13 protein-coding genes and 1 riboswitch are annotated in these 15,282 nt (G+C 73.3%); of the genes, 9 read left to right on the top strand and 4 right to left on the bottom strand.

The annotated features are described in order from the left end of the window. Positions 1-28 precede the first annotated feature (28 nt). Positions 29-955 carry a 4-hydroxy-tetrahydrodipicolinate synthase gene (dapA, locus tag OG990_RS21955; protein WP_355610933.1) on the top strand — a complete coding sequence of 309 codons (927 nt, stop codon included), beginning with the start codon at positions 29-31 and terminating at the stop codon, positions 953-955. A 52-nt stretch (positions 956-1,007) separates the two neighbouring features. Next, positions 1,008-2,696: a ribonuclease J gene (locus tag OG990_RS21950; RefSeq protein ID WP_355610930.1), complete on the top strand. Its 1,689-nt coding sequence runs from the start codon at positions 1,008-1,010 to the stop codon at positions 2,694-2,696. Positions 2,697-2,795: 99 nt separating this feature from the next. Here the strand turns inward: OG990_RS21950 and OG990_RS21945 are convergent, their stop codons facing one another. Further along, entirely contained in the window at positions 2,796-4,526 is a 1,731-nt protein-coding gene (locus tag OG990_RS21945; protein WP_406077003.1) for a YbjN domain-containing protein, read from the bottom strand. Next, a complete protein-coding gene (locus OG990_RS21940) occupies positions 4,523-5,002 on the bottom strand; it encodes a YbjN domain-containing protein (RefSeq protein ID WP_328424687.1) in 480 nt (159 codons plus the stop codon). Before OG990_RS21940 ends, OG990_RS21945 begins: the two co-directional genes overlap by 4 nt. Positions 5,003-5,115: 113 nt before the next feature. Here OG990_RS21940 and OG990_RS21935 point away from each other — a divergent pair, with 113 nt between their 5' ends. Further along, positions 5,116-7,572, top strand: coding sequence for a DNA translocase FtsK 4TM domain-containing protein (locus tag OG990_RS21935; protein ID WP_406077002.1), 2,457 nt, complete (start codon positions 5,116-5,118; stop codon positions 7,570-7,572). Between the two features lie 81 nt (positions 7,573-7,653). On the opposite strand, the gene OG990_RS21930 is transcribed toward OG990_RS21935, so the two are convergent. Both OG990_RS21930 and OG990_RS21925 read right to left on the bottom strand, forming a co-directional pair. Next, positions 7,654-7,899: a hypothetical protein gene (locus OG990_RS21930; RefSeq protein WP_328424690.1), complete on the bottom strand. Its 246-nt coding sequence runs from the start codon at positions 7,897-7,899 to the stop codon at positions 7,654-7,656. A gap of 79 nt (positions 7,900-7,978) precedes the next feature. Beyond that, complete coding sequence (locus tag OG990_RS21925; protein ID WP_328424692.1) at positions 7,979-8,293, bottom strand: SMR family transporter; 315 nt, start codon at positions 8,291-8,293, stop codon at positions 7,979-7,981. A gap of 59 nt (positions 8,294-8,352) precedes the next feature. Beyond that, positions 8,353-8,425: riboswitch (guanidine-III (ykkC-III) riboswitch) on the bottom strand. A gap of 120 nt (positions 8,426-8,545) precedes the next feature. Between OG990_RS21925 and OG990_RS21920 the strand changes: the two genes are divergently transcribed. The 6 genes from OG990_RS21920 to OG990_RS21895 all read left to right on the top strand — a co-directional run bounded on the left by OG990_RS21920 (position 8,546) and on the right by OG990_RS21895 (position 15,159). After that, positions 8,546-9,469 (top strand): ornithine cyclodeaminase family protein, encoded by a 924-nt coding sequence (locus OG990_RS21920; protein WP_406081842.1) that lies wholly within the window; start codon positions 8,546-8,548, stop codon positions 9,467-9,469. Positions 9,470-9,620: 151 nt separating this feature from the next. Then, the gene (locus tag OG990_RS21915) at positions 9,621-10,187 is read left to right on the top strand and encodes a LemA family protein (protein WP_406077001.1); all 567 of its coding nucleotides are present in this window, start codon (positions 9,621-9,623) and stop codon (positions 10,185-10,187) included. An 8-nt stretch (positions 10,188-10,195) separates the two neighbouring features. Further along, on the top strand, positions 10,196-12,073 hold the full coding sequence (locus OG990_RS21910; RefSeq protein WP_406077000.1) for a DUF2207 family protein: 1,878 nt from the start codon (positions 10,196-10,198) through the stop codon (positions 12,071-12,073). Between the two features lie 100 nt (positions 12,074-12,173). Then, positions 12,174-13,733 (top strand): 30S ribosomal protein S12 methylthiotransferase RimO, encoded by a 1,560-nt coding sequence (gene rimO / locus OG990_RS21905; protein WP_328424698.1) that lies wholly within the window; start codon positions 12,174-12,176, stop codon positions 13,731-13,733. 77 nt (positions 13,734-13,810) lie between these two features. After that, the gene (gene pgsA, locus OG990_RS21900; RefSeq protein ID WP_328426368.1) at positions 13,811-14,401 is read left to right on the top strand and encodes a CDP-diacylglycerol--glycerol-3-phosphate 3-phosphatidyltransferase; all 591 of its coding nucleotides are present in this window, start codon (positions 13,811-13,813) and stop codon (positions 14,399-14,401) included. A gap of 155 nt (positions 14,402-14,556) precedes the next feature. After that, positions 14,557-15,159 (top strand): CinA family protein, encoded by a 603-nt coding sequence (locus OG990_RS21895; RefSeq protein ID WP_406076999.1) that lies wholly within the window; start codon positions 14,557-14,559, stop codon positions 15,157-15,159. The last annotated feature ends 123 nt before the right edge of the window (positions 15,160-15,282 follow it).

The following is a 15,282-nucleotide window of genomic DNA, read 5'->3' as shown; positions in this document are numbered from 1 at the left end:
CGACTGGTCGTCCGCTAGGTTGGAGGGTATGACGCACGACCACCCTGACGCGGCCGCCCGGCCGGTGTCCCGCCCCTTCGGGCGGCTGCTCACAGCCATGGTGAGCCCGTTCACCCCCGACGGCTCGCTCGACCTCGACGGCGTCGTCCGGCTGGCGAGCCACCTGGTCGACGAACAGGGCAACGACGCGCTGGTGGTCAACGGCACCACCGGCGAGTCGCCGACCACCACCGACGCGGAAAAGGAACGCCTGATCCGGGCAGTGGTGGAGGCCGTCGGTGACCGCGCCAAGGTGGTCGCCGGGGTAGGCACCAACGACACCCGGCACACCATCGAGCTGGCCTCCGCCGCCGAGAAGGCGGGCGCGCACGGCCTGCTGGTGGTCACCCCGTACTACAACAAGCCGCCGCAGAGCGGTCTGCTGCGGCACTTCACCGCGGTGGCCGACGCCACCGGCCTGCCGGTGATGCTGTACGACATCCCACACCGCTCCGGTGTGCCGATCGACACCGAGACGCTGGTCCGGCTCGCCGAGCACGGCCGGATCGTCGCGGTCAAGGACGCCAAGGGCGACCTGACCGCCACCAGCTGGGTGACCAGCCGGACCGCCCTCGCCTTCTACAGCGGCGAGGACGCACTCACCCTGCCGGCGCTGGCCGTCGGCAGCGTGGGCGTGGTCGGCACCTCGACGCACTTCACCGGGGCGCTGACCGCACAGATGATCGAGGCGTACGACGCGGGGGACATGCCGGCCGCGCTGGCGCTGCACCGGCGGCTGCTGCCGCTGTTCACCGGCATCTTCCGCACCCAGGGCACCATCCTGGTAAAGGCGGGCCTGGCGGCGTTGGGCCTGCCGGCCGGCCCGGTGCGACCCCCGCTGGTGGATGCCACCGACGACGAGATAGCCCAGCTGCGCGCGGACTTCGCGGCGGCGGGCCTGGAGCTGCCCGAATGATCGAACGACACGATGGGCGCCGACTGACGGCGTCGCAGAATGAGGTGGACGCGTGACCGAGGCGCACATCGAGGCGGAACTGCCCCCGCCGCTGCCGGAAGGTGGCCTGCGGATCATCCCGCTCGGCGGGCTTGGCGCCATCGGTCGCAACATGACCGTCTTCGAGTACGACGGCAAGTTGCTGATCGTCGACTGCGGGGTGCTCTTCCCCGACGTCGAGCAGCCGGGCGTGGATCTGATCCTGCCCGACTTCGGTCCGATCCTGGACCGGCTGGCTGACGTCCAGGCGATCGTGCTGACCCACGGCCACGAGGACCACATCGGCGCGGTGCCCTACCTGCTCGCCCACAAGCCGGACATCCCGCTGGTCGGCTCACAGTTCACCCTCGCCCTGGTCGAGGCGAAGCTGGCCGAGCGGCGGATCCAGCCGTACACGCTGACCGTGCGGGAGGGCGGCCGGGAGCGGCTCGGCCCGTTCGAGTGCGAGTTCTTCGCGGTCAACCACTCGATCCCGGACGCGCTCGCCGTGGCCATCCGCACCCCGGCCGGCCTGGTGCTGCACACCGGCGACTTCAAGATGGACCAGCTCCCGCTGGACGGCCGGATCACCGACCTGGCCGGCTTCGCCCGGCTTGGCGCCGAGGGCGTCGACCTGCTGCTGTCCGACTCCACCAACGCGGAGATCCCCGGCTTCGTCACCCCGGAGCGGGAGATCGGGCCGGTGCTCGACTCGATCTTCGCGAAGGCCAAGGGCCGGATCATCGTGGCCTCGTTCGCCTCGCACGTGCACCGGGTGCAGCAGGTCTTCGACTCCGCTGCAGAGCACAACCGCAAGGTCGCGCTGATCGGGCGGTCGATGGTCCGCAACATGGGCATCGCCCGGGACCTCGGCCTGCTCAACATCCCGGCCGGCCTGGTCGTCGGGATCGAGGAGGCGACCACGCTGCCGCCCGATCAGATCGTGCTGATGTCCACCGGCTCGCAGGGTGAGCCGATGAGCGCGCTGGGCCGGATGGCCAGCGGGGACCATCGGCACATCACCATCGCGCCCGGCGACACCGTCGTGCTGGCCAGCTCGCTGGTGCCGGGCAACGAGACCTCGGTCTACCGGGTGATCAACCGGCTGGCCCGGGCCGGCGCGGTGGTCGTGCACAAGGACGTGGCGAAGGTGCACGTCTCCGGGCACGCTCCGGCCGGTGAGCTGCTCTACCTGCTCAACGTGGTCCGGCCCAGCAACCTGATGCCGGTGCACGGCGAGTGGCGTCACCTGCGCGCCCACGCCCGGCTGGGCATCGAGTCCGGGGTGGCCGCCGACCGGGTCGTGATCTGCGAGGACGGCGACGTGGTCGACCTCGTCGAGGGCCGGGCCACCCTGGTGGGGCACGTGAAGAGCCGGTACGTCTACGTCGACGGCCTCGCGGTCGGTGACGTGAGTGAGTCGCTGCTCACCGAGCGGCGGATACTCGGCGACGGCGGTTTCATCGCCACCACCGTGGTCGTCGACTCGGTCACCGGCAAGGTGGTCGCCGGCCCGACCCTGTCCGCGAAGGGCTTCTCCGAGGACCCGGAGGCGTTCAACCCGGTGATCCCGCTGGTCACCGAGGCACTCAACCGGGCCGCCGCGGACGGCATCACCGACCCGCACCAGCTCCAGCAGATCGTCCGGCGGACCGTGGGGCGGTGGGTCAACGACGCGTACCGTCGTCGGCCGATGATCGTGCCCACCGTCGTCGAGGTCTGACACCGCGCGTTCCGACGCCCGCCGCACCCCAGGTGCGGCGGGCGTCGCCGTGCACGGACCGGACCGGGGTGCCGACCGGCGGGTCGGCCGGCATGCGGGTCAGCGCAGCGCGGCGACCGCCTCGGCGTACGCGACGCCGGTGGCTATCGCGGCTTCCACCAGCACCAGCAACTGTGCCGGGGCCACCCCGTGCGCCAGGTCGGTGGCCACGTCGCCGGCCAGCATCAGCTCCTCGCCGAGGTCGTGCGCGTACGCCTTGGGCAGCAGCCGGTCGTGGTTCCACGCGTTGCAGAAGGCGTACGCCTCGGCGCGGCGGGTCGCCGGCAGCCGGCGGACGGCCATCGCCCGGGTGTGCAGCACCTCGCCGCGCTCCCCGGCCTGGCGGAACTGGATCACCGCGTCACCCCACCGGCCGACCACCGTGCCGCCCTCGTCCACCAGGTACTGGTCGCCGCGCCGGTCCAGCACCGAGGTGATCAGATCGAGAGTGAGCGCCACCAGCTCCTGGTCGCCCAGGCCGGCACCGGGCTGGCCAGCGTCGGCCCGACCGTCGCCACCCGGGTCCGTGTCGGACTCGTCGGAGCGTCCGTCGTCGATGGCGTCGTCGACGTGCTCGGCGTCGGTGGCGTCGGTGGGCAGCGGGACCGGTGCCGTGAGAGGGCGCTCGGCCAACCAGGCGGCCATCCGACCGGAGTGGTGGCCGGTGCCGTTGCGGGCGTCGAAGCTGCCGGCCAGTTCGCTGGCCACCCCGACCAGCAGCGCGCCGAGCATGGCCACGTCCAGCTCGGTGGCCGCCCGCCCGCCGTACGCCGGGCGCTGGACGGGCCGCCCGCCCAGCCCGGCCTCGACGGCCAGCCCGCAGACCAGCGCGCCAGCGGCGGCGAACTCCATCGCGGCGAGGTCGTCGGTGGGCCGGTCCAGCCGGGGCAGTTGCTCGGCCAGGATGGCCAGCCCGCGTTCCAGGTGCCCGCCCAGCGCACAGAACCGCAGGTGCGCGGCGAGGTGCGGGAACGCGGCGCGCTCACGCCGGTGCCGGCGGTACGACCGCACGTGCGCCGCCGCCGCCCGCTCCGGCTCGCCGGCCCGCAGCGCGGGCAGCAGCCCGGCGACCAGTGCCCGCTCGGGCTGGTCGGTGCAGGCCTCCAGGTCGCCGGGGGACTCCCGCAACTCGGTGAGCGCGGCTCGCCACTCGCCCCAACCGGCCAGCAGCTCCGCACGCCGGGCGGGAGCGCAGCCGGGGCAACCGCCGGCCGGTCCGGGGCGGGTGCCCGCCCAGCGCCCGTACCAGTGGCGGGCGGTGGGCTCGTCGCCGAGGTGATCGGCGATCCGGGTGCGCAGCTCCGCGACGGTCGGCGCGTCGGGCCCGTCCGCCCCGACCCGGTGGGCCAGACCGTCCAGCAGGGACCGGGTCTGGTCCAGCCCGACCCGGGGGGTGCCGAGCAGAGCCTCCACCGCGTACCGCTGGTAGCGCAGCAGCAGCCCGGCGTCGGCGTCGGTGAGCAGCTCGGGACGGTGGTCGGCAGCGGCCCGGCAGCGCCGCACCGGCTCCACCAGCCGCCACCGCTCCCCGTGCAGCAGGTACGCCTCGATCAGCGCGAACCGGGCGTCCACCCCGGACCGCACGTCCCCGGCCGCGTCGGCCCGCTCGGCGAGCCGTTCCAGGGCTACCAGCCGGCCCGGACCGTCGGGCAGGTCCCGGGCGTCGGCGAGCGCGGCCACCAGCGCGGGAACGCGACGGTCGGCGACCCGGTCACGGGGACCGGCCTGCGGCGTGCCGGGGTCGACCGCCCGGTCGGTCCGGCTGCCCGTGGACTCCTCCCGGCCGGTCACGCCGGCACCGCACCCGGCAACCGGCCGACCGCCACGGCGAGCTGGCAGCCGGCCGAGATGCCACAGTCGAGTAGCTGGTCGAGCTGGTGTGGGGTCACCCCACGCTCCAGGTCGGTGATCACCTCGCCGTAGACCCGGGCCCGGCCGTCATCGTCGACGTGCACGAACGCCTTCGGCCAGAGCCGGTCGTGGTTCCACGAGTTGCAGAAGGCGTACAGCGCGGGCACCTGCTCGATCGGGAAGGTGGGCGCGACCATGGTGCGAACCTGGAGCAGCTCGCCGTCCCCGCCGAGACGCAGGAACCAGATCAGGTTGTCGTCGAAGCGGCCCACCAGGTCGCCGTTCACCGACCGACCGACCCGCCGGCCGCGGGCGGCGAGCACCGCGGCGACCAGCTCGCCGGTCAGCGGGCGCAACGCACCCGGGTGCCCGGCCAGGGGATCGTCCGGACCGTCCTCGAATCCCGGCGACGCCATCGGGCATCCCTTCTGAGGCGGATATCACGACCGGCGGCGGTGTCCACGCTGCGACGCGCGGACACGACCCGGAAAAGCGGGGATCTGCGGGCCCCCACCGTTACCGTGACTCTATGGCGGGCCGTACCTCTCAGGCGAGCCGACGGCGCGGCGCGTCGCCGCGCGGTGGCTCCAACAGCCGTGCCCGTCAACCGGCGAAGAAGCCCCGGGCGCCGGTCCGGCGCCGCACGACACCCGCCCGTCCGGGCCCCGCCGTCTACGTCGGCCGCGCGGTCGGTGCACTGTGGATGGGGCTGGCGCACGGGATGGGCTGGGCGGTGCGGGCCGCCGGTCGGCAGGCCGCCTCCGCCCGTGACCTCGACCCCGAGCACCGCCGCGACGGCGGCGGGCTGCTGCTGTTCGGGCTCGCCCTGCTCAGCGCCGTCGCGCTCTGGTTCTCCGGGGCGGGCCCGGTGGGCGCGCGGCTGGCCGACTCGATCCGGCTGTTCCTGGGCGCGATCTCCGTGGTGGTGCCGGTGCTGCTGATGATCGGTGCCTGGCGGCTGATGCGCCAGCCGGCCGATCCCGCGCACCGGGGCCGAGGGCTGATCGGCTGGGGCTCGCTGCTGGTGTCCACCGCCGCGCTGCTCCAGATCGGCCAGGACCCGGTCGACCCGGTGCAACGTGACTTCGCCGGCGGCCTGGTCGGCGCTGGCATCGGCGGGCTGCTGGAGCGGGCGGTCACCGCCTGGGTCGCGGTGCCGCTGCTGATCCTGCTGCTGCTCTTCGGCCTGCTTGTGGTGACCGCGACGCCGATCAACAAGATCCCCGAGCGGCTGGGCCTGCTCGCCGGTGGGCTGGTCGCCCCGCCGGACGCCACCGCGGAGGAGGCGGACGAGACGGCCGCCCGGCCGGCGCGCAAGCGACCGGCGAAGCGGATGCCGCCGCCGGTGGACCCGGACGACTTCGACGATCTGGACGGTGTCGACCTCCAGGAGACGATGGTCCTGCCGCGCAAGGCGGCGCGGAAGGTGCCGGCCAGCCGCAAACCGGCCGAGCCACCGGAGCACTCGCCTGCGCCTACCCGGGCCGAGCAGCTCGCGCTGACCGGGTTGGCCGGCGACTACACCCTGCCGCCGGCCAACATGCTCAGCGCCGGTGCCGCTGCGAAGACCCGCAGCAAGGCCAACGACGAGGTGATCGCCGCGCTGACCGGCGTGTTCGACCAGTTCGATGTGGACGCCGCGGTCACCGGCTTCACCCGGGGCCCGACGGTCACCCGGTACGAGGTGGAGCTGGGGCACGGGGTCAAGGTCGAACGGATCACCCAGCTCTCCCGCAACATCGCGTACGCCGTGAAGTCGCCGGACGTGCGGATCCTCAGCCCGATCCCGGGCAAGAGCGCGGTCGGCGTGGAGATCCCGAACACCGACCCGGAAAACGTCGCGCTCGGCGACGTGCTGCGCTCGCGGGCGGCGACCAGCGACCACCATCCGATGGTTGTGGCGCTCGGCAAGGACATCGAGGGCGGCTACGTGGTGGCCAACCTCGCCAAGATGCCGCACATTCTCATTGCCGGTGCCACCGGAGCCGGGAAATCGAGCTGCCTCAATACCTTGCTGGTGTCGGTCCTCACCCGCGCGACCCCGGACGAGGTGCGGCTGCTGCTGATCGACCCGAAGCGGGTCGAGATGACCGGCTACGAGGGCATCCCGCACCTGGTCACCCCGATCGTGACCAATGCCAAGAAGGCGGCGGACTCACTGGACTGGGTCGTCCGCGAGATGGACATGCGCTACGACGACCTCGCCGCCAACGGGGTCCGGCACATCGACGACTTCAACCGCAAGGTGCGCAACGGCGAGATCAAGGCCCCGCCGGGCAGCGAGCGGGAGATGCGCCCGTACCCGTACCTGCTGGTGATCGTGGACGAACTGGCCGACCTGATGATGGTGGCGCCGCGCGACGTGGAGGACTCGGTCGTCCGGATCACTCAGCTGGCCCGGGCCGCGGGCATCCACCTGGTGCTGGCCACCCAGCGGCCCTCGGTCGACGTGGTGACCGGTCTGATCAAGGCCAACGTGCCGTCCCGGCTCGCGTTCGCGACCTCGTCCTTGGCGGACTCGCGGGTCATCCTCGACCAGCCGGGCGCGGAGAAGCTGCTCGGCCGCGGTGACGGTCTCTTCCTGCCGATGGGCGCCTCCAAGCCGGTACGGATCCAGGGCGCCTGGGTCACCGAGCGCGAGATCGCCGACGTGGTGAAGTTCTGCAAGGACCAGCGCGAGCCGGAGTTCCGCAAGGACGTGCTCGCCCCCGCGCAGGACACCAAGAAGAAGGTCGAGGAGGACATCGGCGACGACCTCGACCTGCTGGTGCAGGCGGTGGAGCTGGTGGTCACCTCGCAGTTCGGCTCCACCTCGATGCTTCAGCGCAAGCTGCGGGTCGGGTTCGCCAAGGCGGGACGGCTGATGGACCTGATGGAGACCCGCGGCGTGGTGGGGCCGTCGGAGGGCTCCAAGGCGCGCGACGTGCTGGTCAAGCCGGACGAGCTGGAGGAGGTCCTCGCCGGCCTGCGCGGCGACGAGGACTGAGCGGCTAGCTCGACGGCACGACCGGTCTGGGGAAACGCGACGGGCCCGCCGCTGACCGGCGGGCCCGTGACGGAACAGTGGTCAGTTGTTGATCAGCGCGGAGATGATCACCAGGCTGATCACCGCCGCGACGACGCTGGCGGCGGCGGCGTACCAGCCGAGTGGCTTGTCGCCGAGCACGGCGCCGACGATGCCCGCGATCACGCCGAGCACGCCGAAGATGATCGGGTTGAGTAACAGGGCGAGCACCGCGAAGACGAAGCCCACGATGGTGAGGATCCGGGCGGCGTTGCTGCGCGGGCGGGCGGTGCTGGGCATGTCGGCCATGTCTGCCTCCGGTTGAGAGCCTGTCGTGACGGATCGATCACTACCCACTGTGGGTGCAGGCCACGCGTGCTGCAGCAGGTCAGTGGAAGATCTTCAGTCCGATCACGCCGGCGACCACCAGCAGCAGGCAGAGGATCCGAGGCAGGCTCGCCGACTCGCCGAGCGCCAGCATCCCGACCAGGGTGGTGCCGACCGCGCCGATGCCGACCCAGACCGCGTACCCGGTGCCGACCGGGATGTCGCGCAGCGCGTACGCCAGCCCGCCCATGCTCAGCACCAGGGTCACCACGAACACCAGCGACGGAACCAGTCGGCTGAAGCCGGCACTGCGGTCCAGGGCGATCGCCCAGGCCGTCTCCAGCAGTCCCGAGATCACCAATACCAGCCAGGCCATCATTCACCTCACGAGGAGCGCCCGGCTGTCGCGCCGGGACGAGTGGAGTCTGCACGTCACGCGGGGCGTCTTGGCCTTACCGGGTACGCCCACCACTCGTCCGGAGTGGCCACGGACGAACCGGGCCACCAGCACCGACGCTAGCACCGGACGCCGCCGGAGGCGATGTGGTTGGCGCGTCTGCCGATGGCTTGGTGACCCCCGCCACCCCACGTTGACCTGTACCTCACTTCAACTTGCAGTATGGCCGTCATGACCCTGCTCTACGCCGACCCCGAGGTCGCCGCCGTACTGGACGCCGCCACCACGGTCGACGCCATGCGCGCTGCCCTGCTGGCCGCGTACGACGGGCGGCTCGTCGCCCCGCCCCGGGCCACCGCCCCGCTGGGCGGTGGCCGGATGGTGCTCACCGCCGGTCACCTGGTCGACGAGTGGTACGGATTCCGCTCGTACGACACCTTCGGCCACCCGCAGGGCGAGCAGCTGGTGGTGTTGCACGACGCCCGGACCGGGGCGATCCGAGCGGTCGCGGTCGGCGAGGAGCTGGGCTCCCGGCGTACCGGCGGGCTGGGTGGCGTCGCGGTCGACGCGCTGGCCCGGCCGGACGCGGCCACCCTCGGCGTGATCGGCTCCGGCCGCCAGGCGTGGACCCAGGTCTGGGCCGCAGCCACGGTCCGCCCGCTGCGCGAGGTGGTGGTGCACAGCCGCTCCGCCGCCCGGCGGGACGCCTTCGCCGCCCGGGTCCGCGCCGAGCTGGGCGTCCCGGCTCGTGCGGTGGGCGACCCCGGTGCGGCGGTGACCGGGCGGGACATGGTGGTGCTCGCCACCACCAGCCCGACGCCGGTGCTCTGTGCCGCCGACCTGAGCCCCGGCACGCACGTCAACGCGGTCGGCTTCAAGCAACGCGACCGCAGCGAGTTCGGCGCCGACCTGCTGGACGCCGCCGACCTGCTGGTCACCGACTCGCCGGCCCAGGCGGCGGACTACCAACCGCCGATGCTCGCCGCCTCGCCCCCGTACGCCGGGCGGCTGCGTGACCTGGGTGGCATCCTCGCCGGCGCGGTCCCCGGCCGGACCACCGCGGACCAGCTCTCCGTCTTCTGCTCCACCGGCCTGGCCGGCACCGAGGTCTTCCTGCTCGACCGGCTGACCCGGGTGGCCGCCGCGACGCGCTGACCGCTTCGGTTCGCGGGCCGCCGCGGTCGGGACTGACCGAACAGTGGACGGTCGCATCGGCGACCGAGCGGAGTTGCCGGCTCCAGGAACCGATCATCATGGGAGCGTCCGTCGCGACGGGGCCGGCGGAGCAACCCGAACGTGAGGTGCCATGAACCTCGGACTGGTGCTGGTAGCTGTCCTGGTGGTGCTCGTCGTCGTGCTGCTGGTCGTCGCGATCGGCGGCTACAACCGGCTCGTCCGGTTGCGGGCACAGGTCCAGGCGTCCTGGGCGCAGGTGGACGTCCAGCTCAGACGACGACACTCGCTGATCCCCAACCTGGTGTCGACGGTGCAGGGCTACGCCGGGCACGAGCGGGCGACTCTGGAGGCGGTGACCACCGCCCGGGTCGCGGCCACGACGGTGGCGGGCGGTGGCCAGGCCCGGGTCGACGCCGAGGGCGCGTTGACCGAGGCGCTCGGCCGGCTGTTCGCCGTCTCGGAGGCGTACCCGCAACTGCGGGCGAGTGAGAACTTCGCCGAGCTGCAGCGTGAGCTGACCGCCACCGAAGACAAGATCGCCTACGCGCGGCAGTTCTACAACAGCGCCGTCCAGTCGCTCAACACCGCCGTGCAGACCCTGCCCACCAACGTCATCGCCGGTTTGGGCGGCTTCCGGACGGAGTCGTACTTCGAGGCCACCGGCCCGGAGCGCACCGACGTCTCCGTCCGGTTCTAGCCGCCGCAATGGAATTCTCCGACCCGATCGTCGAGATCGGCCTGCCGGTCGCGAGTCTCGCCCTCTGGGCACTGGTCTACGGGATCATCCGGCTGGCCAGGCGACCCGCCGCCGTCACCCCGGCGTCCGCCGCCATGGACCTCCCCGGCCAGGAGCCCCCGGCGATCGTCAGCCTGCTGGCAAACCGGTGGCAGATCACCGTGGACGCCGCCGAGTCCACCCTGCTCGACCTCGCCGCGCGCCACTACCTGGAGCTGCGCCAGGCCGGCCCGGATCCCCGTCACACCACCGTGCACGTGACGGGCCGCGCCGCCGACGACCTCAACCGGTACGAGCGGCAGGTCTACGACCGGGTGGCCGCGCGGGCAGTGGACGGGGTGGTGCCGCTGACCGCGCTGAGTTTCTCCGACGGCGGCCAGGCCGCCGCCTGGTCCAAGCGACTGCGCCGGGCGGTCGTGGCCGACGCCAATCGGCTCGGGCTCTCCCGCCCACGGTTCTCCCGTCCGCTGGTCGTCCTGCTGGGCCTGCTCGGCGGGGTGGCCGCCGCCGGCGCCGCGGCCGGCGCCTGGCACTACGTGGCCCGCACCGACGGGGACTCGTTCGGCGCCGTCGCCGTGTTCGTCGTCACCACCGCCGCGCTCGCCAGCCTCGCGGGCCGGGACCTCGGGGAACGGGACACCCCCGCCGGCCGGGCCGCCGCCGCACACTGGCTCGGGCTGCGCGCCTGGCTGGCCGGGCACGAGAGCTTCGCCGACCTGCCGCCCGCATCCGTCACGGTCTGGGACCGCTACCTGCCCTACGGCGCCGCGCTCGGGGTGACCCGCACGGCCTCGCAGGTGATCGACCTGGGCATGGCCGACCGGAGGCGGCTCTGGTCGTCGTACGGGGGCAGGTGGCGCCGGGTCAGCGTCAGCTATCCCGGCGGGCTGCCCCGGTACGGCCAGGCGCTGGGCTGGGTCGTTTTCCGGGCGCTCATCGCCGGACTGCTGGGCTGGACGTTCGCGCGGGTGGCCGGCGGGGCGTTCCTCGGCTCGACCGGCGGCTCGTCGGCCGGCGGGACGCGGCTCACCGACCTCGGCCCGGTGACGCTCGGCATCGTCCTGCTCGGGTTCGCGCTGCTCGGCCTCGCCGGGTACCTCCTCCTCCGGGCGCTCCTGGACCTGGTGGCCCCGGCCACGGTCACCGGCGAGGTGCTCTGGCACCAGGTCTGGCAGCGACAGAGTTCGGACGAGGGGCCGGGCCGACCGATCAACCACCACCTCGTCATCGACGACGGTCACGCCGAGCGGCTCCGCGCCTGGATCATTCCGGAGAAGGTGGCGGGGGAGTGCCGGCTCGGCGACGTGGTCACCGCACGGGTCCGGCCGTGGAGCCGCCGGGTGCTCGGGGTGACCGTCCAGCGCGCCGCACCCGACCCCGATCCGTACGACGACGACGAGCCGCCGTCCGGCAGCGCCCTGCCCGCCACCGCGACCCGCGGCGCCGTCCAGCCGGACCGCCTGCTCAGCGCGGCGGAGGTGGGCGCCGCGACCGGTCGACGGGTGTCGTTGGCGCGGCCGGCCGGAAGCACCGGCCAGGTACGGGGACTGGCCTCGTTCGTCGACGGCAGCGGGGCGACCGTCCTCGCGCTCCAGGTCACCCGGGGGACGATGGCCCGGTTCAACCTGACCGTCGGCCGGAGCACGGGTGTCCCGCTGCCCGGAGTGGGTGACGAGGCGTACGCAGGGCCGGACCGGGTCGTCGGCCGGCGGGGGGATCTCGTGCTGCTGCTGGTCCGCCGGTCGGGCGCTGGCGGGATCGAGGTCGCCCAGCTCGCTGGACTGCTCGCCACCGCCCTGTCCCGGCTGCCGAACGAGTCCGCACCGCAGCACAGCGGGGCGGGCTGAGCCTCCGTTCTGAAGCGGGCCCCGGGCACGAGTGCAGGCGTGCCGGGGCCGCCAGCCCGCCCGCGTGCGTGGGCTCCCCCGATCGGCCCGGTACCCTCGGATGGTGTCTGCCTCTGCCACCGCCCCTTCCGACAGCTCCAGCTCGGCGTCTCTGACGCCGCGCCGCGACCTGGAGCTGTCGCCCGCCGCCGAGGGCCGTCGCGTGGCCCTGCTCACCCTGGGCTGTGCCCGTAACGAGGTCGACTCGGAGGAGTTGGCCGCCCGGCTGCACGCCGACGGCTGGCAGGTGACCACCGATGGCGAGGGCGCCGACGTGGTGGTCGTGAACACCTGCGGCTTCGTGGAGAAGGCCAAGCAGGACTCCATCCAGACCCTGCTGGCGGCCGCCGAGACCGGCGCCAAGGTGGTCGCCGCCGGCTGCATGGCCGAGCGGTACGGTCGGGAGCTGGCCGACAGCCTGCCCGAGGCGCAGGCGGTGCTGAGCTTCGACGACTACCCGGAGATCGCCGCCCGGCTGAACGCGGTCGTCGCCGGCGAGCAGGTCACCGCGCACACCCCCCGCGACCGCCGGGAGCTGCTGCCGCTCACCCCGGTGAAGCGGCGCGAGGCTGCGGTGTCGCTGCCCGGGCACGGCACCCCGACCCGCTCGGCCGTCGAGACCGACGAGCACACGCCGGCGCACCTGCGTCAGGTGCTGCGCCGCCGGCTGGACACCGGCCCGGTCGCCTCGCTGAAGCTGGCCAGCGGCTGCGACCGTCGCTGCGCGTTCTGCGCCATCCCCGCCTTCCGTGGGGCGTTCGTCTCGCGTACCCCGGACGAGCTGCTCGCCGAGGCGGAGTGGCTGGCCAAGACCGGCGTACGGGAGTTGGTGCTGGTCAGCGAGAACTCCACCTCGTACGGCAAGGATCTGGGTGACCCCCGCGCGCTGGAGAAGCTGCTGCCGCAGCTTGCCGCGGTGACCGGCATTGTCCGGGTCCGGGTGAGCTACCTCCAGCCGGCCGAGACCCGGCCCGGGCTGGTCGAGGCGATCGCCGGCACGCCCGGGGTGGCCCCGTACTTCGACCTGTCGTTCCAGCACTCCAGCGAGCCTGTGCTGCGCCGGATGCGGCGTTTCGGCTCCACCGACCGGTTCCTGGAGCTGCTGGCAAGTGCCCGCGCGCTGGCCCCGGATGCGGGCGCGCGGAGCAACTTCATCGTCGGCTTCCCCGGCGAGACCCGCGCCGACGTCGACGAGCTGGTCCGGTTCCTGACCGAGGCCCGGCTCGACGCGATCGGCATGTTCGACTACAGCGACGAGGACGGCACCGAGGCCGCAGGGCTGCCCGGCAAGGTCTCGGCCGCGACCATCAAGCGTCGCTACGACCGGCTCAGCGCGCTCGCCGACGAGCTCTGCTCGCAGCGGGCCGAGGACCGGCTCGGTTCGACCGTCGAGGTGCTGGTCGACTCGGTCGCCGACGGTGTGGTGGAGGGCCGGGCGGCGCACCAGGCGCCGGAGGTGGACGGCTCCACCACCCTGGTCGCCCCGGCCGAGGGTGGGGTCGACCTGGCCGCTCTGCGCCCGGGTGACCTGGTGCGGGCCACGGTGACCGGCACCGAAGGGGTGGACCTGCTCGCTGTGCCGGATGAGATGATCTCGGCGGCGCCCGGCGCGGCACGGTGACGCCAGGCCCGAGCGGAGCGGGGGAGCCAGGTGGTGCGGTGCCCGGAACGCCACGGCGGCCGGAGCGGGGCGAGGCGGTGACGGGGGCGACGGAGTCGACGCCCGCCCGGGTGGTGCCCGGGGTGCCCGTGCTCAACGCGGCCAACGCGCTGACCGCTTTGCGGCTGGTGCTGGTGCCGGTCTTCGGCGCCTCGGTGATCATGTCCGAGATGAGCCACGCCGGCTGGCGGATGGCGGCCTGCCTGATCTTCGCGGTGGCCTCGGCGACCGACCTGGTCGACGGCTGGATCGCCCGCCGGTTCGGGCTGGTCACCTCGGTCGGCAAGGTGGCCGACCCGATCGCCGACAAGGCGCTCACCGGAGCGGCCCTGGTGCTGCTCTCCTGGTACGACCGGCTGCCCTGGTGGGTGACCGCGCTGATCCTCGTCCGCGAGCTGGGCATCACCGGGTTGCGATTCTGGGTGATCCGGCAAGGGGTGATCGCCGCCAGTCGGGGCGGCAAGATCAAGACTGCCCTCCAGATCCTGGCCATCGCCTGGTACCTCTGGCCGATGCCGGCCGCTCTCGCCGCCGTCGGCCCCTGGATCATGGGCGCCGCCGTGCTGGTGACGGTCGCCACCGGCTTCGACTACATATCCCAGGCACTCCGCCTCCGCCGCACCCGCTAACCCCCACCGGCCCACCCACCCCGGGCCCAACCCACCCGCCACCCCGTCGATCATGAAGTTGTTGCCGTCCGGCGCGGCGTGTCGGGGCAATGACTTCATGGTCAACGTGGAATGTCGCGAAGGTTAGGTGGGGATGGGTGGGGAAGGACCTTTTTATGGAGCGGGATGCGGATGTTGAGCGGCCGGTTGGCAGCCCGGCGGCTGGTGTGGTGCACAGGCTGGCGCAGCGGCACGAGACCCTGGCCACGGTCGAGTCGCTGACCGGGGGGTTGCTCGCCACATCGATCGTCGAGATCGCCGGGGTCAGCAAGATCTACCGGGGTGGGCTGGTGGTCTACGCCACCGACCTCAAGGCCGCGCTGGCCGGCGTACCGGCTGACCTGCTCGCCGAGCGCGGGCCGGTGGACCCGGACGTCGCGGAGGCGCTCGCCGAGGGCGGCCGGCAGCGCTGCGGCGCGGACTGGGGGCTGGCCACCACCGGGGTCGCCGGTCCCGAGCCGCAGGACGGCAAGCCGGTCGGCCTGGTCTACGTCGCGGTCGCCGGGCCGAACGGTGGTGAGGTCCGCGAGCTCGACCTGAATGGTGGGCGGGAGCACATCCGCTCGGCCGCGGTGATCGAGGCGCTGCGGCTGCTCGCCGAGCGGATCCACGCCGCCGACGCTGACGCTGACGACCGGGCCGACGACGCGGCCGACGACGCCGGCGCCGCCGGGACCGCCTGGGACGGGGCGGGGACGGCCGGGGCCGGGCGGCGGTGAGCCGATCCGGCGAACCGACGGGCGGGGCGGGATGTCGCCCGGGCCCGCACCGGGTACGGTTGCGGGAAGACTTCGGCGCTCGGGGCTGGCGCGGTTCGCCGCGACTGGTAGCCCGGCACCGGG

Source organism: Micromonospora sp. NBC_00858 (assembly GCF_045207365.1).
Taxonomy (GTDB): domain Bacteria; phylum Actinomycetota; class Actinomycetes; order Mycobacteriales; family Micromonosporaceae; genus Micromonospora.
The sequence above is the reverse complement of the archived record's forward strand: the minus strand, read 5'-3'. Positions and strand labels throughout refer to the sequence as shown.